The organism is Martinezella calliandrae (assembly GCF_030272695.1).
In the GTDB taxonomy this organism is placed as follows: domain Bacteria; phylum Pseudomonadota; class Alphaproteobacteria; order Rhizobiales; family Rhizobiaceae; genus Rhizobium; species Rhizobium calliandrae.
This window is the reverse complement of the sequence record NZ_JARFYN010000011.1, coordinates 1-25,179: the sequence shown is the minus strand read 5'-3', so window position 1 is coordinate 25,179 and position 25,179 is coordinate 1. Positions and strand designations below refer to the sequence as shown.

Here is a 25,179-nt window from a genome sequence, read left to right as displayed (position 1 = left end):
ATGCAGACGCTACTACGTATCGCAGCCGCCGGCTGGCTAAGTGCCCTTGTTATGGCTGCAAGCGCGCAGGCTCAGAGCATGACGAGCAACGAGGCAAGAGGCACGGCAATTTCGGGCAAATGGCGCAGTACGCCAGGCCTCGTCACCACGGGAGCCGATGGGAAGGTCGTCTTCCTGTTCGGCGAGACGCAGCCTTCGGTGGTCTGTTCCCCTCTTCAGGTGTGCGACATCGAACTTCAGGGCGGCGAAATCGTCCGCGACGTGCTGGTCGGCGACACCGTCAGATGGAAGGTCGAGCCTGCGACATCAGGGGCCACAGGCGGTCAGGCAATTCACCTCATCGTAAAGCCGTCCGAGCCCGGTCTTTTGACTTCAATGGTCGTGACGACGTCTAGACGAACCTATCATATCCAGTTGAAGTCCCATCCAAGCCAGTACATGGCGCGGGTCGGATTCGCGTATCCCGAGGACACGTCGACGAAGCTTGCGGACATCAACGCCAGGCTTCAGACCGAAGTGACGCCCGGGGTGACCAATGACAAGCTCAATTTCTCTTATACGGTAACTGGTGGCGCACCCTGGAAGCCGAAGCGTGTCTATTCAGACGGCGTCAAAACCTACATTCAGTTTCCAACGTCAATCGCGGGCCAGGACGCTCCGGTTCTGTTTGTCGTTTCCGGTGGCCAGAACCGCATCGTCAATTCTCGAATGAAGAACGACTTGATGGTCGTCGACTATGTGGTCGACAGGGCAATTCTGATCTCAGGCGTCGGCTGGCATCAGCAAAAAGTTACGATCCGGCGCGCGGGCTAAACAATGCGGAAGCTTCTTACCGCGCTTTTTGCCGCCGCCGTCCTTTCGGGATGCCAGACACCGGATGAAGAGGCGCCGGCATTTTCTCCGAATGTGACCGTCACTCCGATGGCGGCTGGTTCTATCGCCGGCGATCTGGCGGCCCGACTTTGCGAACAGCTCGGCGAGCCTGCCGGGACGACAATCGTGATGGATAAGGGTCATTCGGATTTTGAAATGTCGCTGGAAGCTGCCTTGAGGGGCTGGGGTTACGCGGTGATCAACGATGGAAAAGGGGCAAAGGTCGGAAAGTCGATCGAGCTTCAATACGCAATAGGCAGTTTGGACAATCAGATACTTGCGCGGGTGACCACGCCTGATCTTGCCCTCGGACGCCTCTACGCGCCTTCGAGCGACGGAGCTGTCCCGGCCAGCGCCCTTTCCATCACGCAACGCAATTGAGGCGAAACCAATGGTTCAATCGCTCCAGCTCGGCCCGGCCAATTCTAACGCCGACCAAAAGGGCATGCGTCGTCTCAATCGCCTTCCGATCATCATCTCAATCTTGGTCGTCGCACTCTTTCTCGGCGTGGTCGTGATCGGCCTTTCCTGGCGTGGGCTTTCTTTGGGTCGCGGCGAGGATCCCAACAGCGGCCTGAAGGCGACAGCCTCGAATTTCGGTGATCAGCTGAAGCGCGGCATATCCGACGGGATCATCGGCGAGCCGGCGGAACGAGAGATCTTTCAACCAGCACCAGTCGAAAAAAACGGGGTGGAAAAAACCTCACCCCAACCGAAACGCGACGTCGCACCGGTCGAGGACCGGAGAATGGTGGTCGATTCTGACGAGGCATGGAGGGCCAGGCTTAAAAGGGAGGAAGACGAGCAATATCTGCGCGAAGCGCAGAGACAGCGTCTGGCGCGCCTGCAAGCCAGAGCGGTTGCTCTCGACTCGCCGCTTACGATCGACCTTTCCGGTCTTGTGAAGGACCAGGCCTCCTCGAGGAGCGGCGACCAGAAGCCTTCAACGTCAATGGGCAATGATGCCTCCGACCTCTATGCCGCAGCCCTGAAATCGGGCCTGGTTGGCCAGGATACGGACCCCAATGGACAGTCCTCCAAAGAGCGCTTCCTCAACCAGGATTTCAACGAGCCTGGCTATCTGCCCAATCGCCTTGTCTCGCCAATCTCGCCTTACGAATTGAAGCGCGGTTCCGTTGTTCCTGCCACCCTGATTACGGGCCTCGATTCGGATCTGCCCGGCAGGATCATCGCGCAGGTCAGCCAGGACATCTATGACAGCGCCACAGGTTATCACCTGCTTGTCCCGCAGGGAGCAAAGCTCTTCGGTCGCTACGATTCCAGGGTGTCCTTCGGACAGGGGCGTATTCTGGTCGTCTGGACCGACATCGTCTTTCCTGACGGCAGTACCCTCCAGCTCGGCGCGATGGCTGGAACTGACGCGGAAGGATATGGCGGCTTCTCGGACGAGGTCGATCGACATCTCCTGCGAACCTTCGGCTCGGCTGCGCTGGTTGCGATCATCGGCACAGGCATAGACATGTCCATTCCCGAGAGCTCGACACTCGCGACCCAAAACACTGCCTCCGATGCGGCACGGCGCAACTTTGCCGATACGTTCGGTCGGGTAGCGGAGCAGACGATCTCAAAGAGCCTGAACGTCCAGCCGACAATCCGGATACGTCCCGGCTTCGTGTTTAACGTGATCGTTGATCAGGACATCGTGTTTCCGAAGCCCTACGTCAAGGCAGAGTAGCCGGTGATCGACTGCGAACATGCAGGGCGCTGAAACAAAACTGCAATCATAAAGGATTAGTTTTGTCGCATAATAATCTCTTAGGTTGACTGCATATCATTCTATCAAAGCCTTTTGACCACCGATACGAACTTGCCCGTTACTCCCAAACCCGGGCGTCGCATTCATACCTCACACAGGAGGCCGTGAAGTGAATCAATGGTTTGTACATTTGACTGAACAAGTTTCCCTTGCCCGAGATGAGGCCACCGTCAAAACGACGCTGCAGCGACTTGCACTCGAAGGCGGCTTCAATTCATACGCCTATCTGAACTTGCAGGCCGAGACGCAGACCGCGATTTCGAGCTATCCGGAACCATGGCAGGAAATCTACTTCCGCCGGTCATACGTAGCGATCGACCCCGTCATTCGCAGCGCACGAGATCAAATCGAAGCTTTTTCCTGGACCAACGTCTTGTCCCCTCGAATTACCAAGGAACGCCGCGCCTTTTATGAAGAGGCAGCACAATTCGGAATTCGCTCGGGGATCACTGTGCCCATCAGGACCGGATTCGGCGGACTGGCAATTTTGACCTTTGCATCCAGCGAGCCGAACGTTGCGTCCAACCAGATCCTCAACCCAATCATGGCCGCCTCGGCCGTTGGTCAGGTCCATTCGCGTCTCGAGATGATGGGGGTTCATCCCACCCACCACAGTCCCATCCGGTTGAGGGCCGACGAACTGACCTGCCTGCGATGGTCGGCGGAAGGCAAATCGATGCGAGCAATTGCAACGATCGAAAATACGACCTATGCGAACGTCGCATTCTTCCTACGAAACGCCAAGGCGGCGCTTGGCGTAACGACCTTGCCTCAAGCCACAGCATTAGCGACGAAGCTTGGCCTGATTTGAAGCATCAATGCGCGCGGATTGCTGATGTGTCGGGAATATGGCCGAGTATGTCCAGGAGGGTGGATACGACGGTTTGCTGGGCATGGACCGCGATCATAGCCGAAACAAAAGCTCTCGAGCGCCGCGCCCGCTCTTCGACATCATCGGCAGAAGCGGCTTCCGCCTCAAGCCTGACGGCTTCCTCTCGGAGCCGGCGATGCTTTTCGAGCTCGGTGAGACAGTATCGCTCGATTTCATCCGGCGACAAGCCGCTCATCAATCCTATCAGCGGCCTTAGAATAAGCTTGGCTTCTGAGGTCTCCTGATCGGGACCGATCCTCAAACGATTTCCCTTAGACATTCGCAAATTTCGCACCGCCATATTCATCTATATTTGCCAAAAAGCTCCGAAGTCTAATACATACTATAGTTGATAAACTTCGCGCCTGTAAGCGGCAATCCTTTGCGGCATGGACATGCGCAAACTGGTCGGTCGCAATTTTGCCCGCCTCCGTCGGGAAAAAGGCCTGACACAGGAGGATGTGGCGGCGCGTTCCGGCTACAGCCAACAATATCTCAGCGATCTGGAGCGGGGGAGGCGGAACCCGACGGTGATCACCCTTTTCGAACTGGCGCAGGCGCTTGGTGTAAGCCATATGGATCTGGTTGCGCCTGAAGCTACATCGGATCACTAGGGGACGCTCGAGCGCCATTTTCTGGCGGCCCAATCATTTTCATTGCGCTCAGTGTTTCGATCAGGTGCCATGCGGCCCCAATCTAATATGGTCGCAGCAAGCGCTCCGGATATCAATCGAACCAGCTAGAGGGATCGCGCATTCCGTGGATCACGACAACGATCTCGACGCCGTAGGCTGCCGGCACGTAAATGGCCAGATAGCGACCCTCGATCAGAACACGGGCTTCAAGCACAATGTCCGGACGCGCCTGTCGATCTCCGGATGGCTGGCCGCGAGTTCAAACTATGGAACAGATTGCCAATAAGATCGTCGGCGGCCTGTTCGTTATGCGGGGCGATGTTGCGCCAAATATCGCGCAATTGGCGTTTGGCACGCGGAGAAGCCTGTATTTAGGTACGCTTGCCGTGCCGCGCGAATTTTAGCCTCTTAAGGAAATCGTCAGGATCAACGTCCACGAGCTCCCCACTGGCCTTTCCCTCGGCGAATTCCCGCCGGAGGTACTCCAGTTCAAGCGCGCGAACTTCCTCTCGCTGCTCCAGAAGTCGAAGACTATCGCGAAGCACCTCGCTGGCGCTCGCGTAGCGCCCACCTTCAACAAGCGCGCGGACGAACCCCTCATAGTGATCGCCTATGTTGTAGCTCGATGGCATAGTGGCTCCTTTCATGAGGCTTTTGTATTCTCAATTTTTGCTAACCCAACAAATGCTGCCTTAGGTAGACCGGCTTCCAGCCTCAATTTCGTCCGTCGATCCGGGACAAATCGATCCGGATACCGGCATTCTCCAGTTCGATTTTTGACGCCGATGATGGCCCCCCCGTCGGCGGCTCCTCGGAAGGAGCTTCGCCTTCGTCGGGATCGACAGGGCCGGGCCCAGATTGTGTTCTCCCAGGGTCTGGTGCGTCAAATACGCTCCTGCCGTCGAAATATCCTGTCTTCCATGCGTCGAATGCGTCGTCGAGGATTTGCGGAAGTGCATTCTTGTCCTTGGGATTGCCATACCATTTGGAAACAATTCGGACGATCTTGGCAAACATCGTTGTGCCGATGCGCAGGTTTTCGCAGGCATCGAATAGCTCGCCGTGCAGTTGCGAAGGGTCCTTCACGCCGATACCGGCGGGATATTGCGTGACACCGATCCGCACGATCGCGCTGGCGACATATTGACGCGACGTTTGCAGTGCTTCATCCGAAGTTCGGGATTTTGGCAGAAGTATCAACCTGCCCCCTTGCTTGACCGTGACGGCAAGGGGATCGTCGGAGCCAACCGCAGCGACGAACTGCTCGACGATTGGTGGGGTGAGTGTCGGGTTTGCACATCTCTTGATCAGGTTTGTGTCCAGCATCGAAATCTCTTCTCAGGTGTTGAAGGACAGCGCGAGGGGTTTGTCGAAGAGCAGCGCCCAGGCTTGGGTGCTCGCTTTCTGGATCTGGACGATGGATGTTCCTGCCGTCCACCAGCCGTTCCCCACCGCGATGATGATGTTGGGATCGTGAAGCGCCGATTGCAGGATCGGCCAAACCAGCAGCTGCTCATAGCAGATGAGGGGCGCAGCACGGTATCCGCCAATATCGATAATGGGATTGGCAAAGAAATACGCTCGCGCTCCCCCAATTTGTCCGCTCCACGTCCGCCAGGGCTGCCACATTGAACCTGGTACCGGCATTCTCTCACGGTAAAGGATACTGCTACCGGTCTTGGAAACGCCGATAAGTACGTTGTCATAGCCGACGTCGCCGACCACCGTGGCGCCCGCCACGACCGTAAGGTCCGTCGCCGCAAGCTGCCGCTGCCAGAACCGCGCCGTGGTCGGGGTCCAAAAACCGAGAGCACTTTCCGGCAAAAGGGCGATCTTTGAGCTGGGCGGCGAACTGCCGCTAAGCAAAATCGCGGCAATGTCACGATGGCGAGATAGCGTGTTTTCGCGGCCGAGACTTGCCCCTTCGCGGAGATCGACCGAATACCAACCGGCCGGTAGGATTGGATTTGTCCAGTGTGCGGCGGACCAGAGCCAAAATCCTCCCAGGGCGACAGTCACAAGTGACCGATGACGCGTCGTCAAGATCGAGAGACTGGCTGCGGTTGCTATAAGTCCGCCCCAGCCAAGCTTTGGAAACAGGACGCCGGCCGCCGTCAACGGATGCGCCCATCCCAAAATCCCGAATGGTGGCACAGACATCACGATGCACACGACAAGATAGCGAAGCGGTCGTTCCCATCCCTCTTGCTTTGTCCAAAGCACCGTGTGTACGAACACGAAGGCTCCAGACGCGACGAACCACAGAAGCAGTCCCGGCCAAACATCCGTATGGTAATACGTCGCTACGCCCAATGGCAGGCCGCGTGACGCCGCGAGAAAATAACCGGCCGACGTCGCCGCGGCCATGCGGCGGCTAGCTGACTTCGCCCAGATGAACGGAAAGACGCAAGCCGTGGGGAGGAGCAAGACATGGCCGCTCCATCCGATCAGGCCACAAGCGATCGATCCTGCCAACAGCGCAGCCGAGACATAAAGATTACGGCGCATAGGTCAGGACCTCCTGCGCCAGGCCAAGAATACCGGAGGCAGGGACTGGCCCGAAGTAGCGGGAGTCCCAGGACGCTGGATAGCGCGAAAAAAGAAAAACTTCCGCCGGCGGGACAATGCCGCCAGGGGTAGGTGCAAGCGGGCGCCCCTTTCCGTCGATTGGTCGAAGCGCCGAGCCCACGATCTCAACTCCGTTCACCCTGACCGCAGGTCCGATTTCGATGCGATCTCCGGCGAAGGCGATGACGGTCTTGATCAACGCGGCGTAGCCTCCGGGGCAGAGACCGCGGCGCAGATAACCGAGCCTTAAACCCGCAGAAAACGCAGTGGTTTGCGGCGGGCAGATGAAGACGCGGTCGCCGGCGACGATGGGCCGGTCTGGGTCAGCGATGCGCCAGAGCCCCAACGGCTCGCTCGGTGTCATGTTGATCCGGAGGCGACCTGCCACAAAGGCGGCGAAGATGAATGTCACAAGGGTCGCAAGGATGCAGGGAACTACGAGCCCGGTGTGCCCGATGCGCAGGACACGATGGTGCGGACGGATCGCTTTTTTCATCGCAGAGTCAAACCCTGGCTATTGCCCGCTCTCAACCTCAAGGATTCCTTCAACCCCTCGGCCCTCTGTTCATGAATGGCAAGGATCTGAGAGGCTCGCATCAGGTCCCAGGCGGCTCGGAGTTCACTTATTTGCACCGGGCTCATGTCCGCGGCGATGGTGCGATAGGTTCCGCCATCTGGATATTTTGCTGCTGCGTTGCCAAGGAAGGTTCGCTCGCCAAAGCGTCCCTGGCGGTAGGCCTCCGACAGGACTGCGCTGCGAGCGGCGCCGCGTGAGATGATGCCGACGGAAAAATGCGGGACGGCCAAGGCGATGAGCTCCTGAGGGTCGGTAAATCCGAAATGTTCGTCGGTGGCAGCCACCTTCTTGGAGGGGCCGGAGGCAAGGCGTCGCGACAGCGACGTCCTTGGATGCCACTTCTTCGGAACGGCCGGGATGATGGACAGAAGTGTTGGCTTCGCCAACTCGCATTTCTGTCAGTGGATCTCCGGGTCAGCGGTTCCTAACAAGGATTCCGTCCCGGAGTTGATCGGAATGATCATGGGCGCGAACTAAGCGCATTGTAATGAGGTGGCTCCGAATGGGGCCACCCGCCGGCACGTCTGGAGCGTCGCCAATACGCAATCGATTTTCAGTCATGACGAAAGACACCCACCGCATTTCGGCGGCGCCAAGCAATTGCTTCGATCAGTGCCGTCAAAGTAACGGCACTGATGCACTGTTTTAGACCAAGCGCTTAGCTTTTCGGCTTGAGATTTTCAGGGTCATAGATTGGCTTGTAACCGATGCCGACCACCTCGACTGGATATGTCTGGGCAAAATATTCAATGTTGAGCTTGCGACCCTCCTGGCAATAGTTCCACGGCAGGTAGGCCAGCGCAATGTTTTTGCCGATGGTTGGGCCGAAGGCGATCGACGTCGTGTATGAGCGGCGGCCGAGTTCGTCCACCAGCACTTCGCCGGTTTCCGGATCCATGACCGGAAGGTTGCCGAGCGGATAGCGGGCGACACCCTTGCTATCGACATTGTCGGTCATGACGAGGGTGCACAGCATGGCCGGCTGATGGTCACGCGCCTTGTACTCCAGATGTTTCGCCTTGCCACGGAAATCAGCTTCCTTGACCTTCGGACGGGCGAGATCGCATTCGATCAGGTTGTACTGGGTCAGGAGGTCTGCGTTCTGTAGACGCAAGCTTTTCTCCATGCGGCGCGAGTTGGCATAGGTCTCGACACCGAAGGCCATGACGCCCGTTGCACGCAGCGCATCCCAGACGGCGAGGCCATCCTCGTACGCCATGTGCAGTTCCCAGCCCTGCTCGCCGACATAAGAGATACGGAAGGCGGTGACCGACTTGCCGGCGATCTCGATGGGCTTGATGGCTGCAAAGGCGAAGTTTTCTGGATCGAGTCCTGCCGGATCGGCAACGACCTTCTTCAGTGTGGCGCGGGCGTTCGGACCCCATAGGCCAATGGTGACGAACTTCTCGGAGACGTCGGTGACGGTGACGTTGAAACCCTTATCCTCGGCAATGCGCTTTATGTAGTGGAAATCGCGCGGACCGGCGTCGGCTCCGTCAATCACTCTACAGCGATCGGCCATGCGAATGACAGTCAAGTCGGCACGCACCATACCCTCATCGTCGAGGAAGTGGGTATAGATGCCCTTGCCGATATTGGCATCGCCGCCGATCTTTGCGGCGCAGACCCATTCCATCAGTTCGACATGGTCAGGCCCTTCGACATCGAACATGTAGAAATGGCTGAGATTGACGATGCCGCAATCCTCGCTCATCGCCAGATGCTCGGCATTGGACACGCGCCAGAAGTGGCGATTGTCCCATTCGTTTTCGCGAACAGGAACGCGGTCGCCGTATTTCGCCAGCAGATGTTCGTTGGCGGCATAGCCGTGGGCACGCTCCCAGCCACCGAGCTCCATGAAATGGCCGCCAAGCTCCTGTTCGCGCGCGTAAAACGGCGAGCGCTTGACGTTGCGGCCTGACGCATAGGGTTCGCGCGGATGGATCGCCGGGAAGTAGATTTTCTGCGCGGCCTCGAAGCAGCGACCCTCGATGAACTTTTCTTCGAGCTGGTGCGGGTAGAAGCGGGAATAGTCGATGCTGGCATGGTCGATCTCGGTACGGCCATCGGTCATCCAGTCGGCAATCAACTTGCCATAGCCGGGTCCGTCCTTGACCCAGATGGCGACGCAATACCAGAGGCCGCGCACTTTCTGGCTCTCGCCGCACGACGGGCCGCCGGCGGCCGACACTTGCAGGAGGCCGTTGAAGGAATGGCTTTCGTTATAGCCGAGTTCGCCGAGGATCGGCGTGAGCTCCATGGCGCGCTCCAGCGGCTCCAGGATCTGTTCCATTTCCAGGTCGCGCTGCGAGGGGGAAAGGCGCGCCTCATGCTTTTCGAGAAGCTCACGCGGATGGCAAAGGCGCGGATTGGTCGTCTCGTAATAGCCCCATTCGATCTGCCCGCCTTCGGTGGTCTTGGGATCGCCGGTGTCGCGCATGTAGGCGGAGTTGCCTTGGTCACGCAACAGCGGCCAGCCGATCTCTTTGCCCGTGCCTTCGAATTCATTATAGGGGCCGAAGAATGTCAGTGGATGGTCGACCGGCATGACCGGCAGATCTTCGCCAACCATTTCGGCAATCAAGCGCCCCCACAGACCGGCGCAGACGACAACATGGTCGGCCATGATGGTGCCGCGATGGGTTACGACTCCCTTGATGCGGCCGCCTTCGACAATCAGGGACTTGGCCGGCGTGTTGCCGAACACCTGAAGTTTGCCGGATTTCTCCGCTGCATCAACCAACTTGCCGGCAACGGTTTGCGAGCGCGGAACGACGAGGCCGGCATCCGGATCGAACATGCCGCCCATGACCTGATCTTCCTCGATCAGCGGGAACATCCTCTTGATCTCGGAGGGTGTAACGAGATGGGCGCGGGTGCCGAAGGACTTGGCCGATGTCACCTTGCGCTTGATTTCTTCCATCCAAGTGTCGTCGCCGGTGCGAGCGACTTCGAGACCGCCGATACGAGCATAGTGGCCGAACTTTTCGAAGAAATCGATGGAGTACTGGGTTGTCCAGACCGAGAGATAGTCATGGCTTGTGGTGTAGCAAAAATCCGAGGCATGCGCCGTCGATCCGATGTCCGTCGGGATCCCCGACTTATCGATGCCGACGATGTCGTCCCAACCGCGTTCGATCAGATGATGAGCAATCGACGCACCAACGATACCTCCGAGACCGACGATGACTACCTTTGCTCTTTCAGGAAACGCTGACATTTTACCCCTCTTTCTAATGAGTTTAAAATTCGTTGCATGGGACAGGGTCTAGCAGTGTTTTCGATGGATCGCTTGATAGACTCTGTCAGCCGATGTTCAAAGCGCGCCATTTCAGTCGCGCTTATACAATTCTCGTGGGTGCGGTCGTTTCTGCTGGCCGCCGCAGCAAGACTGACGGCGCGCGATGGACATCATTTTCTCGAGAGGGTTAACGTTACTCGGATGAGTCGAACGTAGCCTATCTGACATTTGAGTTGCTCGGTCTCTTCTGGGGTCGAACTTCATCTACATGCAAGCGCAGGCAAGCTTTTGATCTTGCCACCGCCGGGACTCGTCAATGCCGTGTGTGGACGCTTCGCCGAGCTTGGCATTGTCACACCACTGGGCAACCGCAATGTTCGGCCGTTCATCGCCTGCGAGTATGCATTGGGCAGTAGTGGCCCCGGTCGCCTTAGCGAAAACAATTTCTTACGGTGCTATTGGCAGCGGGACTCCAAGCCTGTTTACAAACTAGGATTCCATCCGGGCCAAATGATAGACCGACATGGCCTTGCTGACGCCCTTGAGCTCCGCCTCGCTTTTTGCCACCGGGTATGGTGCGATAATTTCCGCCACAGCCGGCGCGCCATAAACGTCTTCGGTAATGCAAATCTCGTCGCCATCCGCAAGGTTTTGTACCCGCGCCGCTATATTCACCGTCTGACCGAAATAATCGAGACGTTCGTTGAGCGTGACCGCGATCGCCGCACCTCGATGCACGCCGATTTTGAGGATAAAATCACGTTGCAGCCGGTCTTGGTTTAGCTGATCCACGGCCTCGCGCATATCAAGCGCCGCCTGTACCGCATCGGCCGACGTCAAGAACGCCGCCATCACAGCGTCGCCGATCGTCTTGGTGACGGCTCCATTGTGCCGAACAGTGGCATCGAGAAGATGCTGGAAGTGCCGCTGTACCTGAATGTAGGCGTTAAGATCGCCGATCCTCTCGTAGAGTGCGGTAGAACCTTTGAGATCGGTGAATACGAGGGTAATGTCGAGAACCGAGATGCCCTCGGTCGCACTGATCACCTCTGAGCGGAAGACGTCTCGAAAGGTTTGCGTCATCAGCAGCCGCTTGCCCGATAGGGACGGCCCGAAGTGAAGCTTCGGACGCTGAGCAGTCGCCATCGGAAGCTGGAGGATGCCGAATACTACCGGCAGCTCACCGGCGTTGCGAACTTCGAACACAACCTTACCCGGCGCAATGTTCACCGTGGCAGCCACGCATTTGCCGCGGTCGAGTATGACAGAAATATGCGGCGGTGTTATACCCGCCCCACTTGTGACGGGGAAGAGAAATTGGGCGTCGCTCTCGAAGTCCTGGCCCAGCAGCGCGCCTTCGGCGGCATCGACCTCAAGATTGGCCGTGGAACCTGGTTCTATGCGGGTGAGCACCCTCACCAGCTGTTTGGCCGCCTCGCTCCATGGCATGCCATCGGGCAATACGCCGCCCGAGGTCAATTTGTAATGGAAGACGTAATCCCAGGCCGAAAGCGCATCCGGTTCATGGAAACGGATACTGCGCACGGCGGGCGAAACCGTAAACGTCACCGTGATGTAATCGTCGAGCGCGGCCTCATAATCGCTTTGACAGAGGTGGCAGTGAAAATGCGTATGCAGCTTGCGTAGGCTGCGGAAGCTCTCGACAACGTCGGAGCACATCGGACAAACGAGTAGCCAGTCCATATCGAATAGCCCAGCCACGCATGCATGGAGGAAAAGATCGATCGCTTCAGCCTCAGCAATTGATTTCTCCTTGGCGAACTGGATGGGATTGATGCGATAAAGTGCCTCGTCCGTGCCAGAGCGCAACAGCGTCTCCAGCCGCGAGACGACGCGCGGACTCCAGGATTTGGCCGTTTCGACCACGAGCAAGCGCTCTTCAAGTTTCTTTTCATCGATCATCGCATTGCACCGCGATAAAGCCCCGATCACCCATCGACGTTCCATTGAACAGGAATACACAATTCATGAACTCGGGGCGAGCCCATCGAAGCTTTCTGGATCTACGGAGGTGCTACCTCCAGATCGTGCTCGAAATATTTGTGGATGATCTCTAATCGGTGTGTCGCTTTGCACTTAATTGCAAGAATGCGGCAGTTTTGTTCGAAAGACCTCTAATCCCCAGGCAAGGTGCTGTTCACCGGGTTCGCCCCAGGAGGTCTTCAAGAAGCCGAGGAACCCGCGTCTTGAGCAATTCCTCGATACCGATCTCGATCGCGGTGCCTCGATGCTGCTTTAACGTATCGGGGGTCCCGCGGGCATTAGCCCAAACAGCTCGTCAATTCATCGCCGTGAATTTCATCTTGCCGATGCGATGGCAACGAATTGCTGCAATACCTATCCGGCATACTGAATTGTGTCCCGGGCGGGGCGCCGATTGATAGTTACGACGACCAGCGCAGCGCCGCTGTTGCCACGGGAGAATCCCACAAGGATATCTCCTCATCGGTCAGCAAAGCTAGCGTGACCGACAATCCCTGCATGTCGAGCGAGGTGACGTAGGTTCCAACCAGTGCGCGCTCGATAGGAATCGACCGCTCCTCCATGAATCGGTGCGCGGCATCGTAGGCGAGGTAGAGCTCGGCTGGCGGGGTGCCGCCAAGGCCGTTGACGAAGAGCAACGCCTTCGCGCCAGGCGGCATGGAGATGTCTCCACAGATCGTCTCGCAGAGACGACGGACAATAACATCAGAGGTAGAGAAATACTCCCTTGAATGGCCCGGCTCTCCATGAATACCGACGCCCATTTCCATCTCGGCGGCATTCAATGAGAATGTCGTGCGTTGGGTTTGTGGCACTGTCACGCCGCTGAGAGCGACCCCCATTGTCCGAACTCGCCCGTTCAATCGATCGCCAATCCGCTTCAATTCATGGAGCGCCATGCCTCGTTCCGCAGCCGCTCCGATGATCTTTTCGACGACAAGCGTTCCCGCAACACCACGGCGCCCCCGGCCTTGGCCGATCCCGGCCGTCTCGATATCATCGCTGACAATAACAGCTTCCATCCTGTGGCGATCGGCTACCATTTCCATCGCCATCTCGAAGTTCATGATGTCGCCGTCATAGTTCTTGACGATGAGCAAGCAGCCGGCGCCGGTGTCCGCCTCCTCGATGGCGCTGATGATCTGGCTTGGTGTTGGCGACGTAAAAATGTGCCCGACGCAGGCGGCGTCCAACATTCCTTTGCCGACGAAACCGATATGCATCGGCTCGTGACCGGCACCCCCACCGGAGATAATAGCGACCTTGTTCGGCGTGAGGTGGCGACGACGGATGCATTTCCGCTCAGCCCCGAACACGACGAACTCCTGATGGGCGCGCACGAAACCTTCCATGCTTTCGGCGACCATGGTTTCCGCGGTGTTCATGAACTTCTTCATTGAGCCCCTCCCAAGGCGGCGATATCGTTCGCGTCCCTTCAATGCATCCTTGAACCGTCGATCAATCTGTTCCTCCAGAGATCGCGACAATCTTTTGTACCAGGTCGGAAATAGCCTCCTCCAATAGACGGTTTTTTCTCTCGTCGCCGAAATCCGGAACCATAATGGAAAGTTGCCGCAGTTTTTCAGCAAAGCCAAGTTCTGGAAGTTTTCCCGGGTGCGCAGTTTGATAGGCATCCAGGAAACGCTCCTGTTCGGTGGCGCTAAAGTGGCAAACCCGAAATATCGTCGCCAAATGTCGAGCCGGCAGTGGTGTTGCGTAGGTCGGACTTGTGATTTGCGTCACGAAGCTGCGATGCTTTCCAAGTTCCGTCGCAAGCCGCTGGCGCATACCGGAAGGTCGGTTGTCGATGATCTGCGCCAAGATGGATTTGTAGGCGATAATGGCGTCTTCGGTGTCTTCGCGCGCCATTTTACTCTCCGGCTACCCTTGTCCCATCAGCTCTCAATCCCATGATTGCTGATCTTATCGCGGGAAATCGTTCGGGCGCCACGGAAAAATGCCGTAAGCCGACCGCAAGCAGCGCCGGAAGCCATTGCGGATCGCTTGCGATGTCTCCGCAGATGCTGACCGGTTTGCTCCCCTTTCCTGCAAGTTTCATCGCTTGTCCAAGCAGTCGGAGCACAGCCGGTGTGGCCCTGCGATGGAAAGGTTCCGAGTGTGAGCTATCGCGGGCGCAGGCGGCCAGATACTGTGTGAGGTCGTTGGTCCCGAACGAGAAGAAGTCCGCCGTTTCGAAGGTGTCCAGCATCAGTGCAGCAACCGGCACCTCGACCATCATGCCAATGGGAGGAATAAGGTGGGGCAGGCCGCGGCGAGCAAGTTGTGCAGCCTCCTCGCGAAATATCTGCCGCATCTCGTCGACCTCCGATGGAAAGGTCACCATCGGCAGCATAACGCGAAGATTGCCGGCGACTGCGGCACGAAGCAGGGAACGTGTCTGTACACGGGCAATCTCCGGTCTTGCGAGGAGGAGACGGATGCCTCGCAAGTCCGTCGAGGATCCGGATGGCGGATCGCCGAGCCCGGCAAGCGGCTTGTCACCGCCGATGTCCAGCATGCGGATCGTCACTGGCTTGTCTACCGCCCAGCTCAGGACGTCGCGATAGATGGCGAGCTGTTTCTCTTCGTTTGCTGCATCCGCTACCGACGAAACCGCGAATTCCGACCGCATCAACCCAATGCCCGCCGTCGTCGCCGGGTCTAAAGCGTCTATCTCAGCTGGATCATTGAGATTGACGGACAACAGAATGGGAGTGCCATCGGCGGTGCGAAGTTCGCCCTTGTCGGAACGACCCGCATCGACTGGCACAGGGCTTGAATGGAACGGGAGGGGCGCGGCGGTCGCATTACCTGCCTGGATGACGACCGCGCCCGCATCGCCGTCGACTTGAACGAAATCGCTTTCTGCGGCGGTGAAAAACCCCACGCCGACGACCATTGGAATCGATTTCGCCCGCGCCAACAGCGCGACATGGCCCGCGGCGCTGCCATGGAAGAGCGCGATGCCTCCGCCAGCCGACCAGTCATGGGCCAGAAAGCGGCTCGGCTCCATGTCCTTGCCGACGAAGATCGAGCCGATAGGAAAGTCTGCGACCGATGTTCCGGTCAGCGCGCGGAGCACGCGGCTCTTGATGTCGACAATATCGACGGCGCGTGCGCGCACCTGCTCTTCGTCCGCCGTTTCCAGTTCGCTGATGTAGGCGTCGAGGGTGCCGACCCAGGCGAAGACAACGTTTTCTCCGGCGCTTGCACGTGCTTCGGCCGTTTCGGTTATGGTTGGATCGCGAAGAACTTCAATCTGGAAATCGATCATGTCCCTGCTTTGCGCGTCGGATTTCCCAGCAAGGCTTTCAAGCTCGCCGATCGATGTCTCGATGGCGCCGGCAAGGGCTTCGTATCCGAGAGCGACCTGCGATACAGGCGAAAAAGGGGCGCCAGACAACTCGGCCAGATAGGCCGGTCCGGACGCGATGCCGGGAGAGGCGCTCGTTGCTCTCAGCCTATGCGTTTCGGTCATGCTTCTTGTCCTCATCGAAATTGCGCTCGACGAGTTCCTTCAACACCTTGATCGCCTCTTCCGCTCGAATTCCGTCAGCCCTTAATCGCAGAACTGATCCTTTCCGGATTCTAGCGCTCATTATTTTGATTATGCTCTTGCCGTTCAGCCAGATATCGCTGTCGTTGACCGCAACTTCGATCGAGCACGGAAACGACTTTGCAAGTCGGGTGAACGTCACGGCGGGGCGAGCGTGCAGTCCTACGCCATGCTTGACTTCCACAACCGTCTGGTAGTTGGCATGCAATGGCCCGGCCTCCGGCGTCTCTATTTGCAATTCGCTGTTCATCAGGGCGAAAGCTCCTCGGCCGTGGCGACGACCTTCGCAAGCGGTGCGCCGCCGGATGCTTCGGCCGCAGCAATAATCGCGCCCTCGACCAGGGGGGCGTTGCAGATCGATACGAGCGCCGAGCGCGGCGGGCCAAGCATCTCGATTGCCATCTCACTGTTGGTTTCCGCGCCGCCGAGATCGACGAAAACGGCGACGCCCGCATCGGACCAGGCTGCCTCGATCGCCCGCAGGATACGACCGGCGTCGGTACCGAGCTCTCCGTGAATGTTGCCTCCGGACCAGGCCAGCGGCACGCAATCACCCACCATCTGCCGCACCATGTCGGCAATACCCCTCGCCACAAGAGGCGAGTGGGAGACGACAACGATCCCCACATTTGCGATATTTCCACTCATTCCAGATGGTTCTCCCCGAGATAACGACAGATGGCCGTGGTCAGCAGTGCGCAGCTTGACGCACCTGGATCCACGTGGCCGATCGAACGATCGCCGAGATATGAGGCGCGCCCGCGCATGGCCTTCATCGCGGCGGTGAGGCTGGCGGAAAGTTCGGCTCGCCGGGCGATATCGTTCAACGGCGAATGTTGTGCAAGCGCGTCCTGAACCGGATAAAGAACGTCGAGCAGGGTCTTATCGCCCGCATGGGCTCGCCCGCGTTTTGCGACTGCATCGATCGCGCTTTTCAGCACGACCGGAAAATCAGCCGCCCCGTCCCGCGCACGAAGCTCCCGGCCGATTTCCATCAGAAGCGTTCCATACAGAGGACCGGCGGCACCACCGATATTCATCACCAGCGTCATGCCGATCTTCTCTACAGCGTCAGGAAAGGGCAGGCTGGAAAGGGCAACCCGTTCAGCGCTCACCGCCTCACATCCCCGCTGCATGTTGGTTCCGTGGTCTCCATCGCCGATTGCGCAATCCAGCGCGCAAAGATGATCGGTGTTTGCCGCGATGGTCGCGCGGCAAGCTTCGATCAATCCCGCAACAAGCACTGGTTCTGCCTGCACCTAAGATCCTCCCTAACGGCGGCGCTGATCCTTACACGATAGCTGCTGCAACCTCGAATACTTTCGCCACAGCAACCGCACCAGGATCTGGCACTCCCTCCAGATCCTTCTCGCCAACGTAGGAGGCGCGCCCGGCTTTTGCCCTCTTCATGGTCTTGGTCGACTCCGCACCCGCCGCTGCTGCCGCTGCTGCTGCCGCGATATTGCCTGAGCCGAGGGTTTTGAGCGCAGGCGCGAGCGCATCAACCATCGTCCGGTCGCCGATTCCGGCTCCCCCATAGAACGTCATCCTGTCGAGCCCGGCAAGAAATGCTGCGGCGATATCGGCTTTTTCCGCCATCGCCTTTGCCGCGGCAGTAAAGAAGATCGACAGCAGCACGCCGCTCGATCCACCCATGCTGGTGCTCAAAATGTCGCCGAAAGAGGCCAAGGTTGCGGCCGGCTCGGTGAGTGGCAATGTATCGATGCGAGCGATGATGCTGCGGGCGCCTGACGCGACTGTAGCACCTGTGTCGCCGTCGCCGATGCGGCTATCCAGCCGGTTGAGTTCGTTTTCGAGCGATACCAGATGCTCGCAGACCGCCAAAATCAGTCGACGGTTCTGGTTGTCATTGCTGGCGGCGGTTGCTCCGTTCGGTTTGCTTGCTATCCGGGGGGCGGCGACGACTGTAATTTCGTGGCGTTCGACCGCTGGCGCCCAAGCATGCGGGTCGACAGCTGCTGTCAACGCCGCCTCGCGGACCGCGTCCAACCGGATCAGCGAGAAGGAGAAGCCGTTCATGTTGAGTGCGGTCATCATCGCTGCTGGTCCGATGATCAATCTGATGTTGTCTGCCAAGGACGAAGATAGCACGGCATTGGCGATCACGTTCATTTCGAGTGGCGGAACGGCGCCAAGGTTGTTTATCAATAGGGCGTGGCGTGCCGTTCCCCGCAGTTTCGCGGCAAGCCGTTCAGTCATCGTGGCAACAATATCTGCGACCGGTTGGAGAGCGATTCGCTCGGCGCCCGGTTCGCCATGGATCCCAAGGCCGAGTTCGCCCTCATTGGCGCCGAGGCGATCTTCGTGCGCCAGGCCGGGAACACTGCAGGTAGAAAGCGTCATGCCGAGGGAGACGATATCGGCGGCGGCGGCGGCGGCGTGTGCGGTGACGGTCTTCAGATCCGCGCCTGCCTCCGCATGGTATCCCGCGATCTTATGAACGAAGAGCGTGCCGGCGACACCGCGCGGCTGGGTGATGTCGGGGATGGCAATATCGTCGGCGACGATGACCATCTCGACGTTGAAACCTTCGGCACGAGCCTTTTCCGCTGCGAGACCGAAATTCAGCCGGTCGCCGGTATAGTTCTTGACGATCAGCAGAGCGCCTCTCGGGCCGGTCACGGCCCGGATCGCCGTCAATACCGCTTCGACGCTCGGCGAGGCGAAGATCTCGCCGGACACGGCGGCCGTCAGCATGCCCCTGCCGACGAAGCCGGCATGAGAGGGTTCATGACCGGCGCCGCCGCCGGAAATGATTGCCACTTTCGATTTGTCCCAGTCCGCGCGCAGGATCACCTTGATCTCAGGGAATGTGTCCAAGCGAGCAAGACGCCCAGTGCCGCTTGTCAGAAGCAGTCCGTCCAGGGCTTCAGTGACGATATTTTCCCTGCGATTGAAGAAATGTTTCATTGATCGAGACCCGTCTGTTTCTTTCCAGGAGCCATTATTGGTTCAGTTTCTGCATGTCAGGCGAGCCGCCGCCCGCCTGCATCGAAATAGAGCGGATCGCGCAGCGTCAGATTAATTCTGTCGCCCCGCTTGATCGCGAGATGCGGGTCCGCGAGCGTGACGAGCTTCTGATCGCGAACGCGGATATGCAGGTGGTTCTGGTCGCCTAGATGTTCGATCCAGTCGATCTCGGCATTAGCATCTCTTCCGACGATAATATCGAGATGCTCGGTACGCGCGCCGATGGTTTTCGTACCCGCGGGAGGATTGGCCCCGGGGAGCAGATCTGTCGGCAGCAGATTGATGTGCGGCTGGCCGAGCCGCGCCGCAACGTGAAGGTTGGTGGGATTGCCATAGATCTCCCGCGGGCTTCCGACCTGCATCAGCCTGCCTTCGGCGACAATCCCGATGCGGTCTGCCATGGTCATGGCTTCCACCTGATCATGGGTGACATAAAGCAATGTCGAGCCCAGTTCCTTCTGGATGCGCTTGAGCTCAAGCCGAAGCTCTGCCCTAAGCTTGGCATCGAGGGACGAGAGCGGTTCGTCCATGAGGTAGATTGCTGGTCTGCGCACCAGCGCCCGCCCGATCGCAACGCGCTGCATCTCGCCACCCGAGAGATGGGTCGAGCGGTTTCCAAGCTTGTGATCGATTCTCACCATCCTGGCGATCTCGCGCACGCGACGGTCGATTTCGTCATGGGTCAATTTTCGAACCGGTGCTCTCAACGGGAAGGCAAGGTTTTCGTAAACCGTCATGTGGGGATAAAGCGAATATTGCTGGAAGACGAAAGCTACGTCGCGTTCGGCTGGTGCCTCGCCGGCCACGTTGCGACCGCCGATCTCGATACGCCCCTTGTCGGGCCTCTCCAATCCCGCAATGAGCCTGAGCGTGGTCGTCTTGCCGGCGCCAGTCGGCCCAAGCAGCACGACGAATTCGCCGTCGCCGATCGCAAGATCAAGATCGCAGAGCGCCTGTGTTTCGCCGAAACGTTTGCTGAGGCCTTTGAGAACAACATCAGACATGCTTGGCCTCCGAATAGAGCGATGAAGCGACCGCGCGGCCCGACTTGCAGTCGAAAAGCGCGAGATTGGCAGGGTTGAATTCAAGGCCGACCGTTTCGCCGATGCGGAAGCTACGGTTTGCCGGAACGCGAGCCTTGATCATTCCGCTGGACGTTTCCACCGCCACAACCTGGTTTGTTCCCAGATATTCGCTGCCATAGATCGCACCGCGCAGGGGCGAGGCGTCGCTGAAGCGGATATGCTCGGGCCGTACGCCGAGCGCCAGTTCGCCCTCCGCCATCTCCTGGCGGATCTCGGGAACGGCGACGTCTACGCCGTCGAGTGAAACGAACCGGGCGCCCCTTTGGAGGCGCGAAGTAAATCGCATGAAATTCATCGGCGGTGATCCGATGAAATCCGCGACATACATGGTCGCGGGCTTGCTGTAGATTTCCTGAGGTGTTCCGAACTGTTCGATCACACCATGGTTCATCACTGCGATCTTGTCGGCCATCGCCATCGCTTCATGCTGATCATGGGTGACATAAACGGTCGTCGCGTGGATGCGGTTGTGCAGCTCGCGCAGTTCGTGAACCATCACCTCGCGGAATTCAGCATCGAGTGTGCCGAGCGGCTCGTCCATGAGGAAGCATTTCGGACGCCGCACAATGGCACGGCCTAGCGCCACCCGCTGGCGATCGCCACCAGCGAGACCCGAAACGGACTTGTTGAGGATGTGATCGATCTGCAAGAGATGCGCAGTCTCTTGCACGCGCTTGCGGATTTCCGCTTTCGGCATTCCCTGCGACAGCAGCGGGAAACCTATGTTCCTGCGGACATTCATGTGCGGATAGAGCGCAAAAAGTTGAAAGACGAAAGCAATGTCACGGGCGCTGGCACGATTGAAGGTGACGTCCTCTCCATCAAGGTAGATCCTACCGCTGGTCGGCAGCTCGAGGCCTGCGATCATGCGTAGTGTGGTCGTCTTGCCGCAGCCAGAGGGCCCGAGAAGCGCCAGGAATTCGCCGTCATCGACCACGAAGCTCGAATCCTCGACCGCGACGAAGCTGCCGAACTGCTTGCGTAGATTTTCGATTCTGATGTCCGCCATGACTCACTCCGAGAATTTCGAAACGATGATGAACATGATCGTCCCGGCAAGCAGCACAGCCAGCGAGTATGTATAGAGCACCAGCAGGAAGGGCTGGAACAGCATCAAGAATCCCAACGCGATGATGACCGTGGCGATATTTTCCATAGGGCCCCGCCGCAGGAAGAACGGGCGTTTCGGATGGGTAGAGTGGGGCGTTTCGATCAGGTGTGTCATTTGCGGACCGCTCCAAAGGTGATGCCGCGAAGCAGTTGCTTGCGCAGGAGAATGGTGAAAACGAGGATAGGAATGAGGAAGATCGTCGTCCCAGCCGCAACGGCCGGCCAGTCCTGCCCTCCTTCTCCGATGATGGTCGGAATGAAGGGCGGCGCGGTCTGCGCCTCACCTGACGTCAATAGAGCTGCAAAGGCATATTCGTTCCAGGCGAAGATCAGGCAGAAGATAGCTGTTGCGGCGATGCCGGTCGTTGCCTGCGGCAGGACGACTTTGCGGAAGGCCTGCAGCCGGGTGTAGCCGTCGATCATCGCGGCTTCTTCATATTCGCGCGGAATCTCGTCGATGAAACCTTTGAGAAGCCAGACGGCGAGCGACACGTTAACTGCGGTGTAGAGCAGGATCATGCCCAATGCCGTGTCTGACAGCCCAAGCTGCCGGTACATCAGAAAGATCGGGATCGCGACGGCGATCGGCGGCATCATGCGGGTCGACAGGATGAAGAACAGTAGATCGTCGGCGAGCGGCACCCGGAAACGGGAGAAACCATAGGCGGCCAGCGTTCCGAGGAAGACCGCGAGGAACGTGGAGCCGAACGCGATCACCAGCGAATTGACGAAGCGCGGCAGGAAGTTCGAGGGGCCGGCAATCACCATGTTACGCTTGCGCGTCACCTCATCGCAGGTGCCGGTCGGCGCAGGCAAGGAGGAAATGTACTCCGGCGTCTGGCGCGTTCGCGTGGTGAGAAGATTGCAATAGCCTTCGAGCGTCGGCGTGAAGACGATCTTCGGTGGATAGCTGATCGAGTCCGGCGGCGACTTGATGCTGGTCAGAAAAATCCAGGCAAGGGGGATTAGCGTGATCAGTGCATAAAGGATGACGATCGCGCCGGCCACCCGCTTGCTGGTGAGGCTCGGCTCGACGACCGAATGGGCGGAGTTTGCGGAGCTCATCGTTGCTTCACCTTATTGAGAGCCTTGACGTAGATGTTGGCAAGTCCGAACACCGCGACGAAAAGCACGATCGCGAAGGCGGAGGCCCGACCGGTTGCCCAGCTTTCGAAAGCCGCGCGCTTGAGCGTGATCGAGGCGACCTCGGTGACCGATCCAGGCCCGCCGCCGGTCAGCAGTGTCACCATATCGAACATCTTGAAGTTCTCGATGCCGCGGAAGAGGACAGCAAGCATGATGAAGGGCAGGGCCATCGGCACGGTGATCGACCAGAACTGGCGCCACGCCGAGGCGCGATCGACTTCGGCTGCCTCATAGATATAATCCGGGATCGAGCGCAGGCCGGCGAGGCAGATCAGCATCACATAGGGCGTCCACATCCAGGTATCGACAATGATGATTGCCCAGGGGGCAAGCGAGACATCGCCGAGCATCCGAATATCCGATGTTGGAATGCCGCTAAGCCAGGAGACAGCATAGGCGAAGAGGCCGATCTGAGGTTCATACAAGAAGCGCCAGAAATTGCCGACGACGGCGGGGGACAGCATCATCGGGATCAAGATGATAGTCGTCCAGAAGGCGTGGCCACGAAACTTGCGATCGATCAGATAGGCAAGCGTGAAACCAATCACGGTCTGCAGCACAATCGTCCAGAAGACGAAATGCGCCGTCGTTTGCATCGCCTGCCAAATATCCGGATCGGTCAGGACGCGCTGGTAATTGCTGAGGCCCACCCCTTGAACAGGTGCATTCGGTCGATTGGCGCGATAGTTGGTGAAGGAAAGATAGATCGCCCAGATGAGCGGAAAAATGTTGATCGCGAGCAATAGGGAGATGGCGGGGGCGATAAACAGCCAGGCGATCGTCCTGTCAGAGAGACTGCTGACGCGCCGGGCGACCGATACCGGCGTTGCCCTTGCTGTCACATCCGCAGCCTTCGCGACGATAGTGGAGTGGGAAATATTCAAGATGTCACCTAGTCTTTGGGTACATGAGACATCTGGCGGCTCGGTTTTTTTGCCGATCCGGGCCGCCATTCTGACAAGGATGTCGCGTGTCCAGCCGGACACTAGATTTTACCGTCGTCCTTAAAAACCTCGGTCCAATCCTTCACCAATCCGTCGAGCGCTTCCTGGGCGGTGCCATTGCCGGCCACCACATAGTTGTGGACGCGTTTCTGCATGTCCTGGAGAAGAGTGGCGTAGCTCGGCTCCGCCCAGAAGTCCTTGACGATGGCCATGGAGTCGAGGAACGCCTGTGCGTAGGGCTGGCTGGAGGCGAAGTCGGGCGCATTGACGACGGCTTTCAGGCAGGAATAACCGCCGAGTTGCCACCACTTGGCCTGTACGTCAGGTTGCGCGAACCACTTGATGTATTGCAGCGCGGCGTCCCTTTTGCTGGAATAGGAGACGACCGAGATACCCTGTCCGCCGAGCTGAGCGAAATGCTCCTTTTCCGCAGGATTGGGAAAGAAGCCGATCCGGTCGCCGCCGACCTTCTCGTCCTTGTAGAGGCCGGGCCAGGTGAAGGCGAAATTCATCTGCATCGCGACCTGACCGGATTTGAACGCATCGGCGGCTTCAACCATATAGACATTGGAACTGCCGGGCGGTGTGCAGCAGTCATAAAGGGACTTGTAAAATTCCAGGCCCTTGACCGCGTCGGCGGAATTGACGAAGCCTTCCATCTCGTAGGGCTTCTTGGGGTTGTCATATTGGAAGCCCCAATCATAGAGGACGTTCGTCACGCCCATGGTGATGCCTTCGGAGCCACGCTCGGTATAGATTGACGCGCCGTAGACGGTTTTTCCGTCGATCTGGCGCTTCTGGAAGAACTCAGCAATCTGCTTGAGTTGATCATAGGTCTTCGGCGCGGCCAGATCCCAGCCGTACTTATCCTTGAACTCCTTCTTCAGTTCAGGCTTCTCGAACCAATCCTTGCGATAGGTCCAGCCGACCACATCACCCATGGCCGGAAGCGCCCAGTAGTTCGGCGTGTTCTTCGGCCACTCGGAATAGCCAACGACCGTAGCCGGCACGAAGTCATCCATCTTGATGCCTTCCTTGTCGAAGAAGTCGTTCAGCTTGACATAGTGTCCATTCTCCGCCGAACCGCCAAGCCATTGGCTGTCGCCGATGATCAGGTCGCAGAGCTTGCCATGCGAATTGAGTTCATTGAGAAAACGGTCGGCGTAGCTGGTCCAGGGCACGAATTCGAATTTCATGCCGATCTTGGTCTTGGCGGTAAAGTCCTTGGACAATTCGACCAGCGCGTTTGCCGGGTCCCACGCAGCCCAGCACAGCGTCAAATCTTCTGCTTTTGCAAAATTGGGCATTGCCGACGACAGCACAAACGCCGAGGCCAGCCCAAGAAGGGCTTTCGATTTCTTTTGCATAAGTTCCTCCCAGAACCAAAGGCCGGCTCCCGCCGGCGTCGCAAGTTCACCCACTTCAGAGAATGCTCACATGAACTCCTCGACCATCATGTTTAGCAATATGTTTAGTAATACGCAGTTTTATAAACAATGCAAGCGCCAACTTGGAGAGCTTAAAGAATTGTGTTGCAGCTTCCGGAGGTGTTGAATGCGGGGGGCTGGGCAATGACTTTCGTCGAGGCCGACGTTATTGAACCGACCCGCAAGAAACCCCGTCCATCATCGGTGACGAGCGAACCTGCAACGCTGGACGAGACACCGAGGGCGACAGCCAATGCTCTCTCGATGTTATTGATTTGAACCGCGCCGGGTTTGCCGGAGGCCGTTTGGTTTAAGTTATGCGGCCATGGCTGGCGCGTCCAGCATGGCATAGTAACGTTCTTCGGCTTCGGCAG

Annotated in this window: 28 protein-coding genes and 1 pseudogene; 7 read left to right on the top strand and 22 right to left on the bottom strand. The window is 58.3% G+C overall.

The features are described from left to right. The 4 genes from trbG (at position 1) to PY650_RS10800 (ending at position 3,461) form a co-directional block, all read left to right on the top strand. Complete coding sequence (gene trbG / locus PY650_RS10815) at positions 1 to 813, top strand: P-type conjugative transfer protein TrbG (RefSeq protein WP_285879206.1); 813 nt, start codon at positions 1 to 3, stop codon at positions 811 to 813. Positions 814 to 816: 3 nt separating this feature from the next. Then, a complete protein-coding gene (locus tag PY650_RS10810) occupies positions 817 to 1,254 on the top strand; it encodes a lipoprotein (RefSeq protein WP_285879205.1) in 438 nt (145 codons plus the stop codon). Positions 1,255 to 1,264: 10 nt separating this feature from the next. Further along, a complete protein-coding gene (trbI, locus tag PY650_RS10805; protein WP_285879204.1) occupies positions 1,265 to 2,569 on the top strand; it encodes an IncP-type conjugal transfer protein TrbI in 1,305 nt (434 codons plus the stop codon). A 190-nt stretch (positions 2,570 to 2,759) separates the two neighbouring features. Continuing rightward, positions 2,760 to 3,461: an autoinducer binding domain-containing protein gene (locus PY650_RS10800; RefSeq protein WP_285879203.1), complete on the top strand. Its 702-nt coding sequence runs from the start codon at positions 2,760 to 2,762 to the stop codon at positions 3,459 to 3,461. A 4-nt stretch (positions 3,462 to 3,465) separates the two neighbouring features. Here PY650_RS10800 and PY650_RS10795 read toward each other — a convergent pair whose 3' ends face one another. Continuing rightward, complete coding sequence (locus PY650_RS10795) at positions 3,466 to 3,801, bottom strand: transcriptional repressor TraM (protein ID WP_285879202.1); 336 nt, start codon at positions 3,799 to 3,801, stop codon at positions 3,466 to 3,468. Positions 3,802 to 3,910: 109 nt separating this feature from the next. Here PY650_RS10795 and PY650_RS10790 point away from each other — a divergent pair, with 109 nt between their 5' ends. After that, the gene (locus tag PY650_RS10790) at positions 3,911 to 4,135 is read left to right on the top strand and encodes a helix-turn-helix domain-containing protein (protein ID WP_285879201.1); all 225 of its coding nucleotides are present in this window, start codon (positions 3,911 to 3,913) and stop codon (positions 4,133 to 4,135) included. 112 nt (positions 4,136 to 4,247) lie between these two features. On the opposite strand, the gene PY650_RS10785 is transcribed toward PY650_RS10790, so the two are convergent. The 8 genes from PY650_RS10785 to PY650_RS10745 all read right to left on the bottom strand — a co-directional run bounded on the left by PY650_RS10785 (position 4,248) and on the right by PY650_RS10745 (position 12,465). Beyond that, positions 4,248 to 4,370: a type II toxin-antitoxin system RelE/ParE family toxin gene (locus tag PY650_RS10785; protein ID WP_285879200.1), complete on the bottom strand. Its 123-nt coding sequence runs from the start codon at positions 4,368 to 4,370 to the stop codon at positions 4,248 to 4,250. A gap of 157 nt (positions 4,371 to 4,527) precedes the next feature. Then, complete coding sequence (locus PY650_RS10780; RefSeq protein ID WP_285879199.1) at positions 4,528 to 4,788, bottom strand: type II toxin-antitoxin system ParD family antitoxin; 261 nt, start codon at positions 4,786 to 4,788, stop codon at positions 4,528 to 4,530. An 82-nt stretch (positions 4,789 to 4,870) separates the two neighbouring features. Next, entirely contained in the window at positions 4,871 to 5,482 is a 612-nt protein-coding gene (locus PY650_RS10775) for a TraH family protein (protein ID WP_285879198.1), read from the bottom strand. 12 nt (positions 5,483 to 5,494) lie between these two features. After that, entirely contained in the window at positions 5,495 to 6,664 is a 1,170-nt protein-coding gene (locus PY650_RS10770) for a conjugal transfer protein TraB (protein ID WP_285879197.1), read from the bottom strand. Further along, complete coding sequence (traF, locus tag PY650_RS10765) at positions 6,654 to 7,220, bottom strand: conjugative transfer signal peptidase TraF (RefSeq protein WP_285879196.1); 567 nt, start codon at positions 7,218 to 7,220, stop codon at positions 6,654 to 6,656. Before traF ends, PY650_RS10770 begins: the two co-directional genes overlap by 11 nt. Next, positions 7,217 to 7,687: a hypothetical protein gene (locus PY650_RS10760; protein WP_285879195.1), complete on the bottom strand. Its 471-nt coding sequence runs from the start codon at positions 7,685 to 7,687 to the stop codon at positions 7,217 to 7,219. The genes traF and PY650_RS10760 overlap by 4 nt, the downstream gene beginning before the upstream one ends. 272 nt (positions 7,688 to 7,959) lie before the next feature. Then, positions 7,960 to 10,521 (bottom strand): GcvT family protein, encoded by a 2,562-nt coding sequence (locus PY650_RS10755; RefSeq protein ID WP_285879194.1) that lies wholly within the window; start codon positions 10,519 to 10,521, stop codon positions 7,960 to 7,962. 510 nt (positions 10,522 to 11,031) lie between these two features. Next, complete coding sequence (locus tag PY650_RS10745; RefSeq protein ID WP_285879193.1) at positions 11,032 to 12,465, bottom strand: adenylate/guanylate cyclase domain-containing protein; 1,434 nt, start codon at positions 12,463 to 12,465, stop codon at positions 11,032 to 11,034. A 222-nt stretch (positions 12,466 to 12,687) separates the two neighbouring features. Here PY650_RS10745 and PY650_RS10740 point away from each other — a divergent pair. Then, positions 12,688 to 12,802: pseudogene (locus tag PY650_RS10740) on the top strand (amino acid ABC transporter ATP-binding protein); the annotation flags it as partial. 145 nt (positions 12,803 to 12,947) lie between these two features. Here the strand turns inward: PY650_RS10740 and PY650_RS10735 are convergent. The 13 genes from PY650_RS10735 to PY650_RS10675 all read right to left on the bottom strand — a co-directional run bounded on the left by PY650_RS10735 (position 12,948) and on the right by PY650_RS10675 (position 24,745). After that, the gene (locus tag PY650_RS10735; RefSeq protein ID WP_285879192.1) at positions 12,948 to 13,943 is read right to left on the bottom strand and encodes a dihydroxyacetone kinase subunit DhaK; all 996 of its coding nucleotides are present in this window, start codon (positions 13,941 to 13,943) and stop codon (positions 12,948 to 12,950) included. A gap of 61 nt (positions 13,944 to 14,004) precedes the next feature. Then, positions 14,005 to 14,415 (bottom strand): hypothetical protein, encoded by a 411-nt coding sequence (locus tag PY650_RS10730; RefSeq protein WP_285879190.1) that lies wholly within the window; start codon positions 14,413 to 14,415, stop codon positions 14,005 to 14,007. 1 nt (position 14,416) lies between these two features. Further along, on the bottom strand, positions 14,417 to 16,024 hold the full coding sequence (locus tag PY650_RS10725) for a putative PEP-binding protein (protein WP_285879189.1): 1,608 nt from the start codon (positions 16,022 to 16,024) through the stop codon (positions 14,417 to 14,419). Next, positions 16,008 to 16,352, bottom strand: coding sequence for an HPr family phosphocarrier protein (locus tag PY650_RS10720; protein ID WP_285879187.1), 345 nt, complete (start codon positions 16,350 to 16,352; stop codon positions 16,008 to 16,010). Before PY650_RS10720 ends, PY650_RS10725 begins: the two co-directional genes overlap by 17 nt. Next, positions 16,352 to 16,750 (bottom strand): dihydroxyacetone kinase phosphoryl donor subunit DhaM, encoded by a 399-nt coding sequence (gene dhaM / locus PY650_RS10715; RefSeq protein WP_285879186.1) that lies wholly within the window; start codon positions 16,748 to 16,750, stop codon positions 16,352 to 16,354. Before dhaM ends, PY650_RS10720 begins: the two co-directional genes overlap by 1 nt. Next, positions 16,747 to 17,361 carry a dihydroxyacetone kinase subunit DhaL gene (gene dhaL, locus PY650_RS10710; protein ID WP_285879184.1) on the bottom strand — a complete coding sequence of 205 codons (615 nt, stop codon included), beginning with the start codon at positions 17,359 to 17,361 and terminating at the stop codon, positions 16,747 to 16,749. Before dhaL ends, dhaM begins: the two co-directional genes overlap by 4 nt. 31 nt (positions 17,362 to 17,392) lie before the next feature. Continuing rightward, the gene (locus PY650_RS10705; RefSeq protein ID WP_285879182.1) at positions 17,393 to 19,033 is read right to left on the bottom strand and encodes a dihydroxyacetone kinase subunit DhaK; all 1,641 of its coding nucleotides are present in this window, start codon (positions 19,031 to 19,033) and stop codon (positions 17,393 to 17,395) included. 56 nt (positions 19,034 to 19,089) lie between these two features. Then, positions 19,090 to 20,097 (bottom strand): ABC transporter ATP-binding protein, encoded by a 1,008-nt coding sequence (locus PY650_RS10700; protein WP_285879180.1) that lies wholly within the window; start codon positions 20,095 to 20,097, stop codon positions 19,090 to 19,092. Continuing rightward, on the bottom strand, positions 20,090 to 21,187 hold the full coding sequence (locus PY650_RS10695; RefSeq protein WP_285879179.1) for an ABC transporter ATP-binding protein: 1,098 nt from the start codon (positions 21,185 to 21,187) through the stop codon (positions 20,090 to 20,092). Before PY650_RS10695 ends, PY650_RS10700 begins: the two co-directional genes overlap by 8 nt. 3 nt (positions 21,188 to 21,190) lie before the next feature. Next, positions 21,191 to 21,403: a hypothetical protein gene (locus tag PY650_RS10690; protein ID WP_285879178.1), complete on the bottom strand. Its 213-nt coding sequence runs from the start codon at positions 21,401 to 21,403 to the stop codon at positions 21,191 to 21,193. After that, on the bottom strand, positions 21,400 to 22,353 hold the full coding sequence (locus PY650_RS10685; protein WP_285879177.1) for a carbohydrate ABC transporter permease: 954 nt from the start codon (positions 22,351 to 22,353) through the stop codon (positions 21,400 to 21,402). The genes PY650_RS10690 and PY650_RS10685 overlap by 4 nt, the downstream gene beginning before the upstream one ends. Continuing rightward, a complete protein-coding gene (locus PY650_RS10680; protein ID WP_285879176.1) occupies positions 22,350 to 23,318 on the bottom strand; it encodes a carbohydrate ABC transporter permease in 969 nt (322 codons plus the stop codon). The genes PY650_RS10685 and PY650_RS10680 overlap by 4 nt, the downstream gene beginning before the upstream one ends. 101 nt (positions 23,319 to 23,419) lie before the next feature. Further along, complete coding sequence (locus tag PY650_RS10675) at positions 23,420 to 24,745, bottom strand: ABC transporter substrate-binding protein (protein WP_285879175.1); 1,326 nt, start codon at positions 24,743 to 24,745, stop codon at positions 23,420 to 23,422. A gap of 204 nt (positions 24,746 to 24,949) precedes the next feature. Here PY650_RS10675 and PY650_RS10670 point away from each other — a divergent pair, with 204 nt between their 5' ends. Continuing rightward, the gene (locus tag PY650_RS10670; RefSeq protein WP_285879174.1) at positions 24,950 to 25,084 is read left to right on the top strand and encodes a hypothetical protein; all 135 of its coding nucleotides are present in this window, start codon (positions 24,950 to 24,952) and stop codon (positions 25,082 to 25,084) included. Positions 25,085 to 25,179 lie beyond the last annotated feature (95 nt).